At 32.6% G+C, this 19,637-nt stretch carries 16 protein-coding genes; all 16 read right to left on the bottom strand.

Annotation, left to right across the window (positions count from 1 at the left end; all coding sequences use genetic code 11):
- The gene (gene priA, locus HMPREF3023_RS05940) at positions 1-2,340 is read right to left on the bottom strand and encodes a primosomal protein N' (protein WP_070701690.1); all 2,340 of its coding nucleotides are present in this window, start codon (positions 2,338-2,340) and stop codon (positions 1-3) included.
- Between the two features lie 29 nt (positions 2,341-2,369).
- A complete protein-coding gene (gene coaBC / locus HMPREF3023_RS05935; RefSeq protein WP_070701688.1) occupies positions 2,370-3,563 on the bottom strand; it encodes a bifunctional phosphopantothenoylcysteine decarboxylase/phosphopantothenate--cysteine ligase CoaBC in 1,194 nt (397 codons plus the stop codon).
- Between the two features lies 1 nt (position 3,564).
- Positions 3,565-3,867: a DNA-directed RNA polymerase subunit omega gene (rpoZ, locus tag HMPREF3023_RS05930; RefSeq protein WP_070701686.1), complete on the bottom strand. Its 303-nt coding sequence runs from the start codon at positions 3,865-3,867 to the stop codon at positions 3,565-3,567.
- Complete coding sequence (gene gmk / locus HMPREF3023_RS05925; RefSeq protein WP_070701684.1) at positions 3,864-4,484, bottom strand: guanylate kinase; 621 nt, start codon at positions 4,482-4,484, stop codon at positions 3,864-3,866. The genes rpoZ and gmk overlap by 4 nt, the downstream gene beginning before the upstream one ends.
- A gap of 21 nt (positions 4,485-4,505) precedes the next feature.
- Positions 4,506-5,381 carry a YicC/YloC family endoribonuclease gene (locus HMPREF3023_RS05920; RefSeq protein ID WP_070701682.1) on the bottom strand — a complete coding sequence of 292 codons (876 nt, stop codon included), beginning with the start codon at positions 5,379-5,381 and terminating at the stop codon, positions 4,506-4,508.
- Positions 5,382-5,428: 47 nt separating this feature from the next.
- Complete coding sequence (leuS, locus tag HMPREF3023_RS05915; RefSeq protein WP_070701680.1) at positions 5,429-7,840, bottom strand: leucine--tRNA ligase; 2,412 nt, start codon at positions 7,838-7,840, stop codon at positions 5,429-5,431.
- 23 nt (positions 7,841-7,863) lie between these two features.
- Positions 7,864-9,252: an asparagine--tRNA ligase gene (gene asnS, locus HMPREF3023_RS05910; protein ID WP_070701678.1), complete on the bottom strand. Its 1,389-nt coding sequence runs from the start codon at positions 9,250-9,252 to the stop codon at positions 7,864-7,866.
- Between the two features lie 72 nt (positions 9,253-9,324).
- Positions 9,325-10,626, bottom strand: coding sequence for a replication-associated recombination protein A (locus HMPREF3023_RS05905; RefSeq protein WP_070701676.1), 1,302 nt, complete (start codon positions 10,624-10,626; stop codon positions 9,325-9,327).
- Between the two features lies 1 nt (position 10,627).
- Positions 10,628-11,086, bottom strand: a complete 459-nt coding sequence (nrdR, locus tag HMPREF3023_RS05900) for a transcriptional regulator NrdR (protein WP_070701674.1) — start codon at positions 11,084-11,086, stop codon at positions 10,628-10,630.
- A 139-nt stretch (positions 11,087-11,225) separates the two neighbouring features.
- The gene (gene gltS, locus HMPREF3023_RS05895; RefSeq protein ID WP_070701672.1) at positions 11,226-12,476 is read right to left on the bottom strand and encodes a sodium/glutamate symporter; all 1,251 of its coding nucleotides are present in this window, start codon (positions 12,474-12,476) and stop codon (positions 11,226-11,228) included.
- 628 nt (positions 12,477-13,104) lie between these two features.
- Positions 13,105-14,196, bottom strand: coding sequence for a cell division protein FtsZ (gene ftsZ / locus HMPREF3023_RS05890; RefSeq protein ID WP_070701670.1), 1,092 nt, complete (start codon positions 14,194-14,196; stop codon positions 13,105-13,107).
- A gap of 101 nt (positions 14,197-14,297) precedes the next feature.
- Positions 14,298-15,029 (bottom strand): cell division protein FtsQ/DivIB, encoded by a 732-nt coding sequence (locus tag HMPREF3023_RS05885; protein ID WP_246829189.1) that lies wholly within the window; start codon positions 15,027-15,029, stop codon positions 14,298-14,300.
- A 139-nt stretch (positions 15,030-15,168) separates the two neighbouring features.
- Complete coding sequence (gene murG, locus HMPREF3023_RS05880; protein ID WP_070701666.1) at positions 15,169-16,248, bottom strand: undecaprenyldiphospho-muramoylpentapeptide beta-N-acetylglucosaminyltransferase; 1,080 nt, start codon at positions 16,246-16,248, stop codon at positions 15,169-15,171.
- Positions 16,245-17,351: an FtsW/RodA/SpoVE family cell cycle protein gene (locus HMPREF3023_RS05875; protein ID WP_070701664.1), complete on the bottom strand. Its 1,107-nt coding sequence runs from the start codon at positions 17,349-17,351 to the stop codon at positions 16,245-16,247. The genes murG and HMPREF3023_RS05875 overlap by 4 nt, the downstream gene beginning before the upstream one ends.
- Complete coding sequence (gene murD, locus HMPREF3023_RS05870) at positions 17,352-18,671, bottom strand: UDP-N-acetylmuramoyl-L-alanine--D-glutamate ligase (protein ID WP_070701662.1); 1,320 nt, start codon at positions 18,669-18,671, stop codon at positions 17,352-17,354.
- Positions 18,672-18,681: 10 nt separating this feature from the next.
- Positions 18,682-19,632 carry a phospho-N-acetylmuramoyl-pentapeptide-transferase gene (mraY, locus tag HMPREF3023_RS05865; RefSeq protein ID WP_070701660.1) on the bottom strand — a complete coding sequence of 317 codons (951 nt, stop codon included), beginning with the start codon at positions 19,630-19,632 and terminating at the stop codon, positions 18,682-18,684.
- Positions 19,633-19,637: the final 5 nt, after the last annotated feature.

The following is a 19,637-nucleotide window of genomic DNA, read 5'->3' as shown; positions in this document are numbered from 1 at the left end:
CTAAAATTCTATATTTAAAATTATTTTTCTTTCATCTTCTATCTTACTATTATTAATTACCCTTTTTAGGCCCTCAATTAACAAGCCTAGGTCCTTTGGCTTTACCTTAAGGGAAAACTTAGTCTTATTTATATTTTTTATTTTTGGCATCTTTATGAACTTTGTCATCATAATGTCCATGCCTTTTAAATCAAGAGACATTTGATGCAAAAACCTTTCTGCCCAAATTTGAGTTAGGTTTTCGTCATAAGATGAAAACTCAAGATCAATTAGTTTTGTATAAGGAGGATATAAAAAAGTCTTCCTCTCTTGGATTTCATATTCATAGAAATCTTTATAGTCCCCTTGTGCAGAGTATTTTATAATTTCACTGTCGGGACTGTAAGTTTGAATTATAACTTGGCCCTTTTTAGATGCACGACCTGCCCTTCCCGATACTTGAGTTACTAGCTGGAAGGTTCTTTCTCTCGCTTTATAATCAGAAATATAAAGAGAGAGGTCTGCTGCAACAATCCCAACAAGAGTTACATCTTCGAAATCAAATCCCTTAGATACCATTTGGGTTCCAATAATTATGTCTGCTTCCTTATTTTTTATCTTCTCATAAAACTTTTCAAAGGAATCTTTTTTTCCTGTTGTGTCCCTATCCATTCTAAGAACCCTAGCCTCCGGAAAATATTTTTGAACTTCTTCTTCTACTCTTTGGGTTCCAACTCCAAACTGTTTTATGAATTTTGATCCACAAGATGGACACACTCTTGGCAGAGGCTTTGTCTTACCACAATAGTGACAGATAAGTCTATTTTTGGACTTATGATAGGTCATTGAAATGTCACAATCATCACATTTAATGACTTCTCCACAAGACCTACAGGAAATAAAATTAGAAAATCCACGTCTATTTAAAAATAAAATAATCTGTTCTTTATTCTTTAACTTTTCTTCAATAGCATCTCTAAGTTCTCTACTAAAGATTGAGACATTTCCCATTATAAGTTCGTCTCTCATATCAACTATTTCTGTATCAGGAAGAAAGGCTCCTTTTTTCGCCCTATTATTTAATTCACATAAGTTATAAAAATCTTTTTGTGCATAAAAATAGGATTCTACAGATGGAGTTGCCGATCCTAGGACAACTTTCCCCCTGTCCTTCATCCTATTTATGGCAACTTCTATGGTGTCATACTTTAAGTTGTCGTGAAATTCATAGGAAGAGTCGTGAGACTCATCAACAATTATCATCTTTAGGTCTTTAAAGGGAACGAAGACTGCACTTCTAACTCCAACCACGACTTTTACTTCATCATTTAAGACCTTCCTATACTCATCATATCTTTCTCCAGCTGAAAGCTTTGAGTGGATGATAGCAACTTCATTTCCAAACCAAGACTTAAATCTCTCAATCATTTGTGGAGTTAATCCAATTTCTGGAACAAGTACAATTACCTGGCCTCCATCTTCAAGAACTTTAGAAGTAAGATTTAAATAAACCTCGGTTTTACCAGATCCTGTTAGTCCATGGAGTAGCGAGACTACCTTGTCAGTTTTTTGTATACTCTTAAGAGCTTCTTGTTGCTCATCATTTAAAGCTAGCTTATTCTTTTTAAAAGTTTTTTCAACTGGATCTCTATTTATTTCTTTCTTATATTCTTCAATAAGGTTTCTTTTTATCAGGCTTTTAATTGGAGAATAAGATATATTTAGATTCTTCATAACATCTACTCTCGATATATCTTTCTCTTTTTTTATAAAATTAAAGACTTGTGCTTGTTTCTCACTAATTCCCTCAAGATTTTTTGGGTCAAAATCATCTGCAAGTCTCAAATAATTTACAAGTTTCGGCTTTACAGTCACTAAGGAGTCATAAATATATTTTATATAGCCCTTAGCCCTTAACCTTTTTATGATTGCTTTTTCATCTTCTTTTAAGTCTTCAAAATACTTTGACAGGTCTATAGAGTTTAAGTCTTCTAAGTCCTTACCATGAGGATATTTATCTACCACTATCTTTTTCTTTATTTTTTGAAGATTTCCTGGTGGCAGGATTGGAGCAAAGGCCTTTGAGTAACCAACAAGGTATCTTTCCTTCATCCAAAGGCCAAGTCTTATTAGGTCATTGGATATTATTGGTTCATCATCAAGGACTGAATGAATCTCCTTTAACTTTTCTCGGTGGTCTCCAGAATAATTTGCATGTAAAAAAAGGACGATACCAACTCGGTAAGACTTCCCAAAATTTACGAGAACTCTCATACCAGGTTTAACATCATCTTTTACTATATATGTATAAAGTTTATCTATTTTTTGAAAATTATTTTCTATGAAAATATCTGCAAACATGTCTTCACCCACAAAAGAGCTAGATTTCTCTAGCTCATAAGTTTTTTTGCCCTATCTAAAATTTCTCTTGCAAGCTCAGCCTTGGACATAATTTCTAAATCATCAGTCTCATCTCTTGAGATAATGGAAACTATATTGGTGTCACTTCCAAAACCTGCACCTTCTTTTTTGATATTGTTAACAACAATTATATCAAAGTTCTTTTTAATTAGTTTTTCCTTAGCATACTCATAAATATTAGTAGACTCTGCTGCAAAGCCAACTATAACTTGCCTTTTCTTCAGACTTCCATAGTGAGCAGCTATGTCAGGATTTTTTTCCATTTCAATTAGGTTCATTTGACTGTCGCTACCCTTTTTAATTTTTTCTTCACTATAGGTTTTTGGTCTGTAGTCACTTGGAGCTGCCGCCTTAATCAATAAATCACATTCATCAAAGTATTTTCCAACAGCATCATACATGTCACGAGTTGAATCCACTCTTACGAAGTTATCAACTTTTGGAACGTCAATTTTTGTTGGACCAGATATAAGTGTTACCTTTGCTCCTCTTTTTTTTGCATTATCTGCAAGGGCATAGCCCATCTTTCCAGATGAATAATTAGAAATAAACCTAACTGGATCAAGAGCCTCCCTAGTTGGTCCTGCTGTGATTACAACATGCTTACCTTCAAGGTCTTTCTCAGTTAAAGCTCTGTCGATTTCATCAACAATTTCACTAGGCTCAAGCATCTTGCCACTGCCATAATCATTGCAGGCAAGTAGGTCTTCTTTGGTATCTAGGATTATAACTCCCCTATCTCTTAGAATCTGCATATTCTTTTGATTGGCTTCTGAATTTAACATAACTGTATTCATTCCAGGTGCCAACATTACCTTAGACCTTGATGCCATTAAAACTGTAGATAGCATATCATCTGCAATACCATTGGCAAATTTTCCAATAATATTTGCAGTAGCAGGTGCAATAACAATAATATCTGCCCATTTAGCTAAAGAAATATGCTCAACATCCATGTTAAAAAGTTGGTTAAACATCTCTCCGTGAACTACATTATTGGACATAGTTTGAAAAGTAAGAGGTGTAACAAATTCAGTTGCGTTTTTTGTCATTATAACCTTTACTTCTGCACCTAATTTTCTCAAGAGACTGCATATACCTGGAGACTTATAAACAGCAATTCCACCTGTAACTCCAAGTAGAATTTTTTTACCTTTTAACATCTTATTCCTCTTCTAGTTCCTCTTTGTTTAAATCATCAATCTTTTTTTGCTTAATTTCTTGTATAAGATTTTCCTTTTCTTCAGCAACCTTTGCTTCATACTCAGAGTCGCTTAATTTTTCTCCAAATTTAATCTTACCAGCCATAATTTCTTCAATAGCAATTGTTACTGGTTTTTCACTATCTGTATCTACTAAAGCTGGATTTCCATCAATAATCTTTCTAGCTCTTTTTGATACTAAAATTGCAAGTTCATATCTAGAATCTGCAACTTCTTTTAATTCTTTAAAAGATGGTATAATCATTTACTTCTCTCCTCTTCTGCTTGAACTTCTTTCTTAATATTCTTATGTCTTTTAACCCTAAGTTTTTCAGCTGCAATAATAGTTTCAATATCCTTAACTGCATTGTCTATTACATCATTTATAACAAAGTAGTCATATTCACCTACGAAGTCAAGTTCCTTAAAGGCATTTCTGTACCTAGTTTCTATTTCATCTTCAGTTTCTGTATCTCTCTTAACAAGACGAGATCTCAATTCATCCATAGTAGGAGGAATTAGAAATATAAATACTGCTTCCTTATATTTTTCTTTAATTTGAAGGGCACCTTGCACATCAATTTCAAGAAGCACAATTTCTCCCTTTTCTATTTCATCAAATACAAATTTCTTTGGTGTTCCATAGTAGTTTGTATGAACAAAGGCATGTTCCAATAATTCATCATTTTCTACCATTTTTTCAAATTCTTCTCTTGAGGCAAAAAAGTAATTTTCGCCATTTACTTCGCCTGGTCTAGGAGTCCTAGTAGTAACAGAAGTTGAGAAAATTATGTCATCATTGTTTTTCATTAGAGATTCACTTACTGTTCCCTTTCCAGAGCCAGAAGGACCTGATAAAACTAATAAAAATCCGCCGTCCAAATTATCACCATCCTAAGTATTTTATTCAACATTTTGCGCTTGTTCACGCAATTTTTCTATTTCTGATTTTAACATTACAACAGCACTTGTAATTTCAATATCATTTGATTTTGAACCTATGGTATTGGACTCCCTGTTCATTTCTTGAATTAAAAAGTCTAACTTTCTGCCAATTGGTCCCTCTTGATTTATTATATCATTAAAATTATGAGTGTGAATTTTAAGCCTTGTAATTTCTTCATCAATTGAAAGTTTATCAAGCATTATTGCTATTTCTGTCAAAATTCTATCTTCATTTATTTCACTTGATTGAAGAAACTCGGCTACCCTTTCTCTCAATCTATTTTCATTTTCCTTTAAACTAATAGGAGCTCTCTCTTCTATAAAGTCGGTAAGTCTTTTGACTTCTTTAAGCTTTATTTTAAAGTCTTCTCTTATCTTTTCGCCTTCAAAAGATCTAGATTTTACAAATTCATTTGCAGCTTCATCTAGCACTTTTAAGAGTTCTTCTTTTATATAATCTCCATCAAACTCTGCTTTTTGTGGCTTGATAATATTTGAGTCTCTCATCAACTTAGAAAATGATATATCAGAAGCTACTCCCAACTTCTCTTCTAATTCTTTACTTATAATAATATACTTATTTAGCAGCTCATAGTCAATATCAATTTCAACCTGGCTTGAATCCAAATATTCAAAATTTATGAATACATCAACCTTGCCTCTTTTGATTTTTGACTTAATAAAAGATTTAACAGCTTCTTCTGCATACATAATTGACCCAGGCATTCTCACATTAATGTCTAGATACCTGTTATTCACAGACTTCATCTCAACTTTAATATAGAAATCCTCACATCTTTTTTCAAAAAGGCCGTAGCCAGTCATGCTATTCATAAAAACTCCTTATAAAGAACAAAAAGCACTAAAAAGTGCTTTTCATTTTATTTTACAACTATATTTACAATCTTATTTGGAATATAAATTTTCTTAACTATATTCTTGCCCTCTGTATTCTTAGCGAAAAGTTCGTCCTTTTCTGCAATTTCAAATACTTCATCTTGGGAAGCATCTCTCTCTATCTTAATTGTATATCTAACTTTACCGTTAAATTGAACTGGAAGTTCGATTTCATTATCAATAGTAAGTTCTTCCTTATATTCAGGCCAAGCTTGTTCTGATAATACTCCGCCAAGTTCACATACTTGCCACAATTCTTCTGTTATATGTGGTGCAACTGGATTTAGTAAAATTAAGAAAGTTCTTAAGTCTTCTTTAGTGATTTTTCCAGCATCATTAAATTCATTTGATAGGGTCATAAGTTGAGCAATTGCAGTATTTGCCTTTAAGTGAGCATAGTCTTCAGTAACCTTTTTAATAGTCTTGTGTATTTCTGAGACTAATTCTTTACTGTAGTCATCTCCATCAACTACAATTTCTTGTAGATTCCAAACTCTTTCCAAGAATCTTCTACAGCCCTTAACTCCATTTTCTGACCAAGGTACAGGTTTTTCAAAATCACCAATAAACATTTCATAACATCTTAAAGTGTCTGCACCATAATCTCTAACAATATCGTCAGGATTTACTACGTTACCCCTTGATTTTGACATTTTTTCATTGTTTCCACCAAGAATCATACCGTGAGAAGTTCTCTTTTGATAAGGTTCCTTAGTTGGAACTACTCCAATATCATATAAGAACTTGTGCCAGAATCTTGAATAAAGAAGGTGAAGTGTAGTATGTTCCATACCACCGTTGTACCAATCAACTGGCATCCAATAATCAAGAGCTTCCTTGCTTGCAAGTGCTTCATCATTGTGTGGGTCAGTATATCTTAAGAAGTACCAAGATGATCCTGCCCATTGTGGCATTGTGTCTGTTTCTCTCTTTGCTGGCCCACCACACTTTGGACAAGTAGTGTTTACCCAATCAGTCATTTTTGCAAGTGGTGATTCACCAGAATCAGTAGGTTCGTAATTTTCTACTTCTGGAAGTAAAAGTGGAAGTTCTTCTTCTGGAAGAGCTACATGCCCACATTTTTCGCAGTGAACTATTGGAATTGGTTCTCCCCAATATCTTTGTCTTGAGAATACCCAGTCTCTCAATTTATAATTAATTTTTCTATCTCCAAGTTTATGTTCTTCAAGATAGTCTATCATCTTAGCAATAGCATCCTTAACTTCAAGTCCATTTAGGATTTCTGAATTAATCATTTTTCCAGTAGAAGTTTCTGTATTTGCGTGTTCTGAAACGTCAGATCCTTCTATTACTGGAATGATTTCAAGTCCAAATTTCTTTGCAAAGTCATAGTCACGATCATCGTGAGCTGGCACTGCCATAATAGCACCTGTTCCATACGTCATAAGAACATAGTCAGAAATCCAAATTGGAATTTCTTTATTTGTAAGGGGATTAATTGCCTTAATACCTTTTATTTCTACACCAGACTTGTCTTTTTCAAGTTCAGTTCTTTCGAAATCACTTTTCTTTGAACATTCTTCTTTATAGGCATTTATTTCATCTAAGTTTTCAATTTTATCAGCATGTTCTTCAATTAATGGATGTTCTGGCGCAATTACCATATAAGTTGCACCATAAATTGTATCTGGTCTAGTTGTGAAAACTTCAAGTTGTTCATCAAAGTCTTTAAGTGAGAAGTTAATACTTGCTCCTTCACTTCTACCAATCCAGTTTTTTTGTTGTGTTACGACCCTATCGATAAAGTCAAGGTCGTCTAAGTCTTCGATAAGTCTATCTGCATACTCAGTTATTTTAAGCATCCATTGGCTCTTAACACGTCTTACTACTTCTTCTCCACATCTTTCGCACTTTCCACCAACAACTTCTTCATTAGAAAGTCCAACCTTACATGAAGGACACCAGTTTATTGGCATTTTTTTCTTGTAAGCAAGTCCCTTTTTATAAAGTTGTAGGAAAATCCATTGTGTCCACTTGTAATATTCTGGATCAGTTGTGTTAATTTCCCTAGACCAGTCAAAGGAAAATCCAATTGACTTTAATTGTTTTTTAAAGTGAGCAATGTTATTTTTAGTAACAATAGCTGGATGGATTTTATTTTTTATTGCATAGTTTTCTGTTGGAAGACCAAAGGCATCCCATCCCATTGGGTAAAGTACGTTATAACCTTGCATCCTCTTCATCCTAGAAACAATATCTAGGGCGGTGTAAGGTCTTGGGTGACCTACGTGAAGTCCTTGTCCAGATGGATAAGGGAATTCTACAAGGGCATAAAACTTTTCCTTGTCTGAATTATTTTCACATACAAAGGATTCATGTTCATCCCAAAAGTCTTGCCACTTTTTTTCTATATCACTTGGTGTGTATTTATTCATATTAACTCCTAAAATTTCAAAAATTAAAATTCAGCATTTCCAACAGTTCTTGGGAATGGAATTACGTCTCTAATATTTTTCATTCCAGTTATATACATTACTGCTCTTTCAAATCCAAGACCAAATCCAGAGTGGACCACAGATCCATATCTTCTTAAATCAAGATACCAATCATAAGTGTCCATATCCATTCCAATGTTTTGCATCTTTTCTTCTAGAACATCAAATCTGTGCTCCCTTTGGCTTCCTCCAATGATTTCGCCAACACCTGGTACTAGAAGGTCCATAGCAGCAACAGTTTTCTTGTCGTCATTTTCATACATATAGAAAGCCTTGATTTCCTTTGGATAATCAGTTACGAAAACTGGTTTCTTGTAAACTTCTTCAGTAATATATCTTTCGTGTTCTGTTTGTAGGTCAATTCCCCAGCTTACAGGATAATTAAATTCCTTATCAGCTTTTTCAAGAATTTCAATAGCTTCTGTATAAGTTATTCTTGCAAACTCGTTATCAACTACATTTTGTAATCTTTCTAATAGACCCTTGTCAATGAAGTTGTTAAAGAATTCCATTTCTTGTGGTGCATTTTCAAGGACATAAGAAATAATATATTTTAACATTTCTTCTGATACGTCCATATTTACATTAAGATCAGCAAAGGCCATTTCTGGTTCAATCATCCAGAATTCTGCAGCGTGTCTTTGTGTATTTGAATTTTCTGCCCTAAATGTAGGTCCAAAAGTATAAATATCTCTAAAGGCTTCTGCAAAAGCTTCAGCTTCTAGTTGACCAGACACTGTAAGGTGAGTCTTTTTATTGAAGAAGTCCTTTGAGTAGTCAACTTCAGTAGGCTCTGATTTTGCAATTTTATCAATGTCAAGAGTTGTTACTTGGAACATTTCACCTGCTCCTTCAGCATCTGATGTTGTAATTATTGGAGCATGGACGTAAACAAATCCCTTTTCTTGGAAGAACTTGTGAATTGCATAAGCAATTAGTGATCTTACTCTAAAGACAGCATTAAATGTATTTGCTCTTGGACGTAAGTGAGCTATTGTTCTTAGGTATTCCATTGTGTGTCTTTTCTTTTGAAGTGGATATGATGGATCAGATGAACAAATTGCTTCTATCTTACTTGCTTGTAATTCATAAGATTGGTTTTTACCAGGTGACTTAACAATTTTTCCACTGATTTCTAAAGAAGAGCTTATTGGAAATTTTTCAACTTCATCAAAGTTTTCTAATTCTTTACCATAAACTACTTGAATTGGTTTAAAAACTGTTCCATCAGTGAGTTCAATAAAACCGAAGTTTTTTGAAGCTCTAGATGTTTTTACCCAACCACTTAATACTATTTCTTTATCTAAAAAATCCTCTGGATTTTTAAAAATTTCTCTAATGCTAATTGACATAATTCCTCCTAATTTTCAATTTCTTACTTAATTGTTAAGTATATAATTAAATGCTCTATTTGTCAATTTAACTCACTTTAAACTGTCTAAGTAATCTTTTATTTTTCTTTCATAGCCAATGTTTTTTGGCTCATAATATTTTCTGCCCTTAAAATTATCTGGCATATATTTTTGATCTACATAAGCATTCTCATAATCATGAGGATACAAATATTTTTCATCAGTTTCATTGTGGGGGTTTCTTTTATCCCTTATATACCTGGGTATATCAATGTTAGTTGCATTTCTCACATCCTCCATGGCCTTATTTATTCCTGCATAAGCTGCATTGGATTTTTCTGATGATGCTAAATAAGTTGCAGTTTGGGCTAGGATAATTCTGGCTTCAGGCATTCCAACAGCATTTATATTGTTAAAACAAGCCGATGCAACTTGAATTGCCTCTGGATTTGCATTGCCCACATCTTCTGAAGCAAAAATTATAAGCCTTCTCGCAATAAATTTGATGTCCTCTCCGCCTTCAAGCATCTTTGCAAGATAAATTAGGGCTGCATCTGGGTCTGACCCCCTCATAGATTTTATAAAGGCAGATATAGTGTCATAGTGCTCATTATTATTCTTATCGTACCTAACATTTTTTATGAGAAGAGAGTTTTCTATTACATCTTTATCTAAAAATATTTTTCCATCAACTTCATCTGTTGATAATGCAGCAATCTCTAAGCTGTTTAAGAGATATCTTCCATCTCCATTGGAGTTATTGATTAAAATATTTCTTGCCTCTTCAGTAATTTCTATATTTTTTCTTCCAAGCCCACGTTCCTTATCCTTTAAAGCCATATCCATCATTTTTTCTAAGCCCTTGTTTTCTAGAGGATATAGATTTATTATTTGCATTCTCGATAAGAGGGCCCTATTGACTTCAAAATAGGGGTTCTCTGTCGTAGCACCTATTAAGCTAATAACCCCTCTCTCAACAAATGGTAGAAGGGCGTCTTGCTGACTTTTATTAAATCTATGGATTTCGTCAATAAAAACTATAGTTGATACATTGTCAAACTTCATAGAGTCTTCCGACTTTTTCAAGACTTCACGAAGCTCCCTTAAATTAGAGGTAACAGCAGAAAGTTTGACAAAATTTTTGTTAGTTGTCCTTGCAATTATTTCAGCAAGAGTTGTCTTACCAACTCCTGGTGGACCATAAAACAATACAGAAGTTAGCCTGTCACTTTTTATTAGCCTAGAAAGATACTTGCCCTCTCCTATAATATGATCTTGACCAAAAAATTCCTCCAAATTCCTAGGCCTCATCCTGTCAGCCAATGGCGCTTTGGTCTCCAAATTTTTTTGCATGCTAAGTTCAAATAAGTCCATATTAATTCTTCTTTTTTACAAAATTCTCAAGCTCATCAACAAAGGATTGAAGATCTTTAAATTCCCTATATACAGATGCAAATCTAACATAAGAAACCTCATCTAGGTCCTTTAATTCTTCCATTACCATCTCTCCAACCTCAAGAGAACTAATTTCTTTCTTCATAGAGTTTTCAATTTTCTTTTCTATATTGTTTACAGCTTCTTCTATATCAGCAGCAGAAACAGGTCTCTTCTCACAAGACTTTATCATACCTCTTATTATCTTCTCTCTATCAAAAGCCTGTCTATTTCCATCTTTCTTAATTACCATAATTGGTGATTGTTCAATTTTTTCATAAGTAGTGAATCTTTTTTGACAGTTTAGACACTCGCGCCTTCTTCTTATAGTATTACCTTCATCAGTTGGTCTTGTGTCTAAAACCTTAGAGTCACCATATCCACAAAAGGGACATTTCATAATTCTCACCTCATTTAAATAAGGCCCTTAAGGACCATTTAAATAATAATATCACTTAAAATTTTATTAATCAATTACAAGAAAGCATAAAAAAAGCTGAGCCACCAGGCCCAGCCAATTTTTATATTTTCTTTTAATTTTATGACATACTTTGTGCAATATTTAAGAATATGGTAATAAATACTGAGTTTGTAATATCAATTGCGAAAGCTCCAACCATTGGAAGGATGAAGTATGCCTTTGGTGATGGTCCAAATCTTTCAGTGATTGAGTCCATGTTTGCAAGTGCGTTGTAAGTAGCACCCATACCAAATCCACACATACCACCAGCAAGTACTGCCGCATCGTAATTTTTACCCATTGCCCAGAATGTTACAAAGTAAGCGAATAAACCAATAAATAGAGTTTGTGCTATTAGGATTATAAGCATCGATCCTGCTACATCCTTAAGGTCAATTAGGTTGATATCAATTAGAGCCATTACTAGGAAAACATTTAGTCCAACGTCTCCACAAATTGAGTTTGCTCTTTGATTAACCATAAGAGGTCCTTTTTTTCCAATTGTGTTTACGAAGATACCTGCGATAATCATTGAAGTAACATAAGCAGGTAAGTTTAGTTCTTTACCCATAATTGATACGTGAGTTCTGATGAATTCTTGAAGAATTGCACCAAATCCAATTGATACGAAAATAAGTCCAAGAACTTTAATAAAGTCTCCAGCTTGTAGTGGTACTACTCTTTCATAACCTTCGCCCGCATTATTTTCTTCTAGATTTTCTAGAACATCGTCGTAGTTTGAAGATTCATTATTTACTCCTGACAATTTCTTTCTGCTAATAAGAGTTGATCCAATAGGTCCTCCAATAAGAGATCCCATGATAACTCCAAAAGTAGCAGCTGCTAAGGCGAAAGTTTTAGCATTATCTAATCCAAGTTTAGCAAATGTACCTCCCCAAGCTCCTGCTGATCCGTGTCCACCTACCATTGTAACTGAACCACATACAAGACCTAGAAGTGGGTTCTCATTTAGAGCTTTTGCTAGAACAAGCCCAATTGTATTTTGTCCTAAAACTAATATTGCTGAAATTAACCAGAATATTAAAAATCCTTTTCCACCTTTTTTCAATGTGTCAAGGTCTGCCCCAACACCAATAGCAGTAAAGAATACCATCATAAATGGATTTTGTAAGGCTTGGTCAAATTCAAAAGTTGCGATTCCTCCAACTTGTAATAAGAATCTAATGATTGCAAATAAGAATCCCCCTATTACTGGTGCTGGTACACAAAACTTTTGAAAGAAATAAACCTTATGTCTTAAGAATTTACCTATGTAGTAAACCATGATTGCAAATCCTACCGTTTGCATTAAGTTAAATGTAAAATTCATTCTCTTCCTCCTTTATATTTTTCTCACAAAGACCATTATAACAAAAAAATATTTAAAATAGTATTATTTTTTTATTTTTATCATTTGTTTAAATTTTTCAATTTTTTTTACTGATTTTATATATTAATTAGGATTTTGCAAACTTTTAGTAATCATATATTTGTAATTAATATAGTAAATATTTGTGACTTTATTTTTAAAAAACTAAATAAATATAAAATTTTTTATAGAATCAATCTTGTCAAATAAAAACATTTTCACGATTTGTAATAATGTATTCTCTTTTAAACCATTTTACTTAAAACGAAAAATAAATTTATTGTAAATTATATAAAATTTCTTTTCTATAATCCTAATTACTTCTATTGAATAAAAGCATAAATATGAAAAAACTATTTATCTCCAATAAGCTAAGAAAAATTCTATCTTATAAAGCTAACAAATCTTTTTTTATTATTTTGAACTTATTTGCCTCTCCTGGTTTTGTTTTATTTATTTTTTAGTTTGTGACTAATTTCTTATAAGTTCTATTTTTATAATAAAAATATCTGTTAAAGGTTTACTCCCCAACAGATATTAAGACATTAAAAAAGGACATTGTCTCCAATGTCCTAAATCTTAAATTAAATTATTTTCTATTAATTCTTAAGAAAGAAGGGATTTTAAGCTCTCCATTATCTTCTTCATCATCGTTTTCAAGAGATTCAATGGGAGATTTTTGGTTAAGTTCAACTTTCTTATCCTTCTTGTCTTTCTTATCTTCTTTATATTGGTCAAATTCAGTTGCTATAACTGTAATCTTAACTTCATCCTTTAGAGTTTCATCAATACCTGCACCAAAGATTATGTTAGCATCTTCAGATACACAGTCTCTAATAAGATCTGCTGCTTCATTAACTTCGAAGATACCAAGATCTGAACCTGCTGTAATATTTAGAAGAACAGATTTTGCTCCTTCGATAGAAGTTTCTAGTAGAGGAGAGTTTATTGCAAGCTTAGCTGCTTCTGTAGCTCTGTCATCACCAGATGCACGGCCAATACCCATGTGAGCAATGCCCTTATCATACATAATTGTCTTCACGTCAGCAAAGTCAAGGTTAATTAAGTTAGGAACAGAGATTAAATCTGAAATACCTTGGATACCTTGTTTTAGTATGTCATCTGCCATTTCAAAGGCTTGTGAGAAGCTTGTCTTTTTATCTGCAATGCTAAGAAGTCTGTCGTTTGGAATTATAACTAATGTATCAACCTTTCCTTTAAGAGCATTTATACCTGATTCAGCAGATTTTGCTCTCTTTCTTCCTTCAAATGTAAAAGGTTTTGTAACAACACCAACAGTAAGTAGACCTAATTCTTTTGCAACATCTGCAATAACAGGAGCTGCACCAGTACCAGTTCCTCCACCCATACCTGCAGTGATAAATACCATATCAGCGCCATCAAGAGCTTCTCTAATTTCATCTAAAGACTCTTCAGCAGCTTGTTCTCCAATTTCTGGATTAGCACCTGCACCAAGTCCCTTAGTGATTTTTTCACCTAGTTGAATTTTTGTATCAGCATTTGAATTTTTAAGTGCTTGTCTATCTGTGTTAAATACTAAAAATTCAACGCCCTTAACTCCAGCTTCAATCATTCTATTAACAGCGTTGTTTCCGCCGCCACCAACGCCAACTACTTTAATTTTGGCAAAATCGTCTTGGTCCATATCGAATTCCAACATAAACATCCTCCTCGTATACTAATTAATTATTTTTATATTCATTACTATCATTTTATAGAAATACTGTTAAATAGTCAATATCTAAAGGTCAATTGTGACCTTTAATTTGCGTTTTCGTCAAGCTTATTTATTTCTCTATAAGATTTATTTTTCTCTTCATCTTTAATTGAAGTTTTTTTCTCTTTTTTATCTGACTTTTTATTATCTTCCCCGTCAGTAATAAGTATTGGGCTATCACCCTTTTCCATTTGAATTATGATGGCATTCTTATTTGTTGTACTTATATCCTTAAGTATTAATGAAAGCATCTTGAGTTTATAATCAACATTAGAATAGGATCCAAATTCAATTTTAATTCCGTCAACTGTCGTAAAAGTTGAAATAGAATCTAAAAGTTCAATATCCCTTATGTTTCCATGAAGCGAATATTTGTCTTTTCTTAAGGACAATAAAAGATTCCTTTTTTCTTGATCCTCTGAGTTAGTTAAAATATAATTCCCAGCTTGAGGATTCTCAACATTAAAACCTGACAAATTAACCAAGTTATCAGATTTTTTGTCTGAATTTTCAAGAATCCTAAATTTATCATCAACTAACAAATATTCATTAGATTCCAGTTGATAATAAGGAAGTCTTTCCTTCACCTTTATGGTAACTTTTCCTCTAAGGTTATAGGAAATTTTGGCATCCTCTATATAAGGGATGCTTTCTAATTTTTTTATCCTGTCTTTTTTTGATATTACAAAAAACTTGCTCCCCTTTTGAAGTTGAGAAACTTTTTTTATTTTGCCTGCAGTAACATTTTGATTGCCCTCTATGTTAATACTTTTCACATTGAAAAAATTAGAATTTTTAAGGGCAAAAATTATTAAAAATATGAAGGAAAAGAATATGAAAAATCTGCTAAAAATCCTAAAATATTTTCTTTTTTTATTCAGTTTTCTTTTTTTCTTTTCCATCTTTTTCATAAAATCACTCTATAATCATATCAACAATTTTTGAAACAGCATCTAGGCTGGCAAGTTTCTTTGAGTTTTCTGCCATTTTCTTTCTTTCATTATTATCATCAAGAATTTTATTAATTTCACTTAAGAGACTTTCTCCATTTAAGTCCTTTTCTTCAATAACTGAAGATGCACCCATACCCTTGTAACTCATTGCGTTATAGTATTGGTGGTTTCCAGCAGTATAGGCCTTTGGAATTAAAATTGATGCTATGCCAAGGGCTGATATCTCTGCAAGGGTCATAGCTGATGACGAAGCTATAACTAGATCTGCGCTGGATAAATAATCATAAACCTTGTGAGTATAATCAAGGATTTCCACATTATCTGGAAGGTCAGGTGCCTTTTCCATGAATCCATCATAATGTTCTCTACCTGTCACATGAGTTAGTTTAAAGGGAATACTTTTATTTTCTTTAAGAATTTCTAGAATTGCATCGTTAGTAGATTCTTGTCCACCAGAACCACCAAAAGAAAATACAAATTTTTCACCATTATTAATACCTAAATCTTTCCTTGATTTTTCCCTGTTTAAGTGGGAAAAAACATCTCTTACAGGGTTACCAGTAAAGATAATATTGTCATTATCTAGATATTTTTTTGCTTCTTCAAAGTTAATAAAGACATAATCGGCCTTTTTAGCAAGGATTTTATTTGTCTTGCCTGGATAAGCATTTTGTTCCTGAACTACTGTCTTTATTTTTTTCTGTTGAGCCTTAAAAACTATTGGTGCACAAACATATCCACCAGTTCCAATAACAATATCTGGTTTAAAATCATTTAATATTTTATTACATTCTCTTAATCCCTTCATTAGGTTAAAGAAGGTAATAACTGTGTCCTTATTTAATTTTTTTCTTGGAAGACCAGAAATATCAATGCCTTTAAAGTCAAAATTATATTTTTTTGCTAATTCTTCTTCTAAAGAATTTTTTTTGCCAACATAAAGAATTTCTGCGTCCTTGTCTTTCTTTTTTATCTCTTCTCCAATGGCAAGTGCTGGGTATATATGTCCCCCAGTACCTCCGCCGGATAAAATATATTTCATACTGTGCCTTCTTTCGAAATTTTTAATAAAATAGCTGTTGATACAAGTGCCATTACAAGTGCTGTACCTCCATATGAAATAAAAGGTAAGGTTATACCTGTTACTGGAAGAATTTTTGCGCAAACTCCCATATTAAAAAAGGCCTGAATTCCAATGTAGGTTGTCAATCCAATAGCTGTGAATTTATCAAAATAATTTGTGGCCTTAAAGGCTATCATGTATCCCCTATAAATATAAATTATAAATAATAATATTACTATAAAAGTTCCAATAAATCCAAATTCCTCTGCTATTACAGAAAAGATAAAGTCTGTATAAGCTTCTGGAAGGTTTGTATACTTTTGTCTCGATCTAAATAAACCTACTCCAGAGTAACCTCCCAAAGCAAAGGCATAAAGAGATTGCCTTGATTGATAGAGGGCAGCCGATTGGTAGTCTGTTGAGTCAGACACAAACCCAAAAATTCTCATAAGCCTAAACTTATTTTCTGGGTCCATTAAAATTACAAATATAAGACCTATACCTAATACAACTAAGAATAAGAATTGTTTTTTATTTATTCCAGCCGCAAGAAGTATGGCAAATAGTGACACACCAATAACAACCGCTGTTGAAAAGTCCTTAATCATAATTGGTCCAACAGATATACCCATTATAGCAACTGCTATTAAAAATATTTTTCTGTCTTTTAAGGAATAAATATTTCTCGCCAAGTATTTTGATAAGTAAATTATTGAAGATAATTTTAAAATATCTGAAGGTTGAAACCTTAATATTTTAAGATCTAGCCACCTTACTTGTCCCTTCGACTTGTCACCAAGTGGAGACCACAAGAGTAGTATTAAAACGATACTTACTGGAAACAACCAATCTATATTTTTATAAATTACTGCTCTTGGCATTTTTAAAATTAGTAGAAGTGCAATAATTCCTATTATTAAAAAGCCAGATTGTCTTGCCAAGTAGTGGAAGCTATTTAAATTATATTTTTTTGCAGTTGGAAAGGAAGCTGAAGTAACTGCTATAAGACCAATTACAATAAGAAACACTGTGGTCAAAAGCAGCATCAAATCAATATCTTTTATTTCCTTTTTTAACTTCATCTACATCAACTCTTTGACAAGGTCCTTAAAGTGTTGACCCCTTATTTCATAACTTTTATACATATCCCATGAAGCACACGCAGGTGATAAAAGAACATCGTCTCCACTTGAAGAAAGTTTCCTAGCAAGTTCTACAGCTTTTTTTAAGTCTTCAGTAATGTAAAACTCTACTCCAGATTTTTTACAAGAATTAGAGATTTTTTCTGCAGTTTCTCCAAATAAGATTGCTGTCTTTATTTTATCTTTAGACTTTTCTATTAGATTATCAAAGTCTGCACCCTTGTCGTATCCACCAGCTATCAAGACTACGTCTCCATCCATAGCAGCAACAGCTACTTCTGTTGAATCTGGATTAGTTCCCTTGGAGTCGTTATAATATTTTACTCCGTCAACTTCTCTTACAAATTCAATCCTGTGTTCTACTCCTGTAAAAGAAAGAATGGATTTTTTTATAAGATCTAGGTCAATATTTAGAAGTTTACAAGCAATAATAGCTGCCATAATATTTCTTACATTATGGTCTCCAGGAATTTTTATGTCTTTAATATCTAAGACTTCTTCTGTCTTTTCTCCATTATTAAAATAAATTTTTCCATTATCAACATAAGCTCCCTTATCCCCTATCTTTTCCATAGAAAAATAATATTTTTCTGCCTTGAGCTTATATTCTTCAGCAAGATCCTTATCTTCATAGTTTAAAATTGCAAAGTCATTTTCGTCTTGATTTTTAAAGATTTTAAATTTTGCATCTACGTAATTTTGTCTTGTCTTATGCCAGTCTAAATGATCACTGGTTACATAGGTTAAGACTCCTATGTCGGGTTTGAAATCAATTGTGTCTTCTAGTTGGAAGGATGATGCCTCTATTACTACATAATCATTATCACTTGCTTCTTTAGTGATTTCAAGAATCCCTCTTCCAATATTTCCTACAACATAAGTCTTTGCTACTCTTTTTAGAATATCTCCAAGAATTGTAGTTGTCGTTGTCTTGCCGTTAGTACCAGTAACTGCAATTACATTTTCAGTTTTTAAATTTCTATAGCTAAGTTCAATATCTGAAATAATCTCTATGTTTTTCTCTCTGGCCTTTTCTAAAAGTTCATGGAAAGGATATATTCCAGGACTTTTAACTATTAAGTCAATATCATCAAGGTCTTCTTCCTTAAAAATTATAAAATCTTCTTCTACATTTAACTTGTGAAGGTCTTGATTGCTATCGTAAACATAAATCTTGCATGGAAATTCTTTTAAAAATTTTAGGGCTGTTTTTCCAGTGACCCCAAAACCCATAATTAAAATGTTTTTGTTTTCTATCATCTTAAATCACCTAAAATAATATTAAGTAAGAAATCACACAAAGTATAATTTCCACTAATGAAAATACTGCTACTATCTTTTTCTCATGCCATCCCTTGTGTTCAAAATGATGGTGAAGTGGTGACATAAGGAAAACTCTCTTTCCCCTAGTTTTAAAGCTAATTACTTGAATTATAACTGAAAGTGTTTCTATAAAGTAAATTCCACCTGCAATAGGTAAAATTAAGGGCACATTTAAAAGAAGTGCTATGGCAGAAATTGCTCCACCTAAGGCAAGAGATCCTGTGTCTCCCATAAAAACTTTTGCTGGAAACTTATTGTAGTATAAGAATCCCATTAAAGCACCTGCTAAGGCAAGGCAAAATAGAGAAATTTCATATCTTTGAAATTTAGCTGCAACAATATTAAAAAATATAAGGCAAATAATTGTCACGCTTGTTGAAAGTCCATCTAAACCATCAGTTAAGTTTACTGAATTCACTGTACCAACAATTACAAAGATAACAAAGGGAATATATAAAAATCCTATGGACCTATAGTCTTTTAAAAAGGGAATATATAAATCTGTCCCCATTCCTTTAGAATTATATTGGTATATTATTAAAATAACTGCAACTAAAATTTGAAGGAGTAATTTTTGATAGGCACGAAGTCCTAAATTTCTCTTCATTACAACCTTGATGTAGTCATCAATAAAACCAACTGCTCCAAAGGCAAGAGTTGAGAATAATATCATTAAAACTGAAACTTTAAAGTTTGCTGTTATAAGACTTGTCACAATAACAGATGCTAAAAATATTAATCCACCTATTGTTGGAGTCCCACTTTTAATTAAATGAGACTGGGGTCCATCTTCTCTTATACTTTGTCCTGCGTGTAAACTTTTTAATATGGGAATTATAATTTTTCCAAAAATTATGGAAAGAACAAATCCCAAGCCTATATTAATTACATAATTCATCGTTT

Source organism: Peptoniphilus sp. HMSC075B08, from assembly GCF_001815405.1.
GTDB lineage: Bacteria > Bacillota > Clostridia > Tissierellales > Peptoniphilaceae > Peptoniphilus_A > Peptoniphilus_A harei.
The sequence above is the reverse complement of the archived record's forward strand: the minus strand, read 5'-3'. Positions and strand labels throughout refer to the sequence as shown.

Coding starts and splice junctions, on each gene's coding strand:
- priA (WP_070701690.1), bottom strand. CDS start 2,340: ATGTTTGCAGATATTTTCATAGAAAATAATTTTCAAAAAATAGATAAA.
- coaBC (WP_070701688.1), bottom strand. CDS start 3,563: ATGTTAAAAGGTAAAAAAATTCTACTTGGAGTTACAGGTGGAATTGCT.
- rpoZ (WP_070701686.1), bottom strand. CDS start 3,867: ATGATTATACCATCTTTTAAAGAATTAAAAGAAGTTGCAGATTCTAGA.
- HMPREF3023_RS05920 (WP_070701682.1), bottom strand. CDS start 5,381: ATGAATAGCATGACTGGCTACGGCCTTTTTGAAAAAAGATGTGAGGAT.
- leuS (WP_070701680.1), bottom strand. CDS start 7,840: ATGAATAAATACACACCAAGTGATATAGAAAAAAAGTGGCAAGACTTT.
- asnS (WP_070701678.1), bottom strand. CDS start 9,252: ATGTCAATTAGCATTAGAGAAATTTTTAAAAATCCAGAGGATTTTTTA.
- HMPREF3023_RS05905 (WP_070701676.1), bottom strand. CDS start 10,626: ATGGACTTATTTGAACTTAGCATGCAAAAAAATTTGGAGACCAAAGCG.
- nrdR (WP_070701674.1), bottom strand. CDS start 11,086: ATGAAATGTCCCTTTTGTGGATATGGTGACTCTAAGGTTTTAGACACA.
- gltS (WP_070701672.1), bottom strand. CDS start 12,476: ATGAATTTTACATTTAACTTAATGCAAACGGTAGGATTTGCAATCATG.
- ftsZ (WP_070701670.1), bottom strand. CDS start 14,196: ATGTTGGAATTCGATATGGACCAAGACGATTTTGCCAAAATTAAAGTA.
- murG (WP_070701666.1), bottom strand. CDS start 16,248: ATGAAATATATTTTATCCGGCGGAGGTACTGGGGGACATATATACCCA.
- HMPREF3023_RS05875 (WP_070701664.1), bottom strand. CDS start 17,351: ATGAAGTTAAAAAAGGAAATAAAAGATATTGATTTGATGCTGCTTTTG.
- murD (WP_070701662.1), bottom strand. CDS start 18,671: ATGATAGAAAACAAAAACATTTTAATTATGGGTTTTGGGGTCACTGGA.
- mraY (WP_070701660.1), bottom strand. CDS start 19,632: ATGAATTATGTAATTAATATAGGCTTGGGATTTGTTCTTTCCATAATT.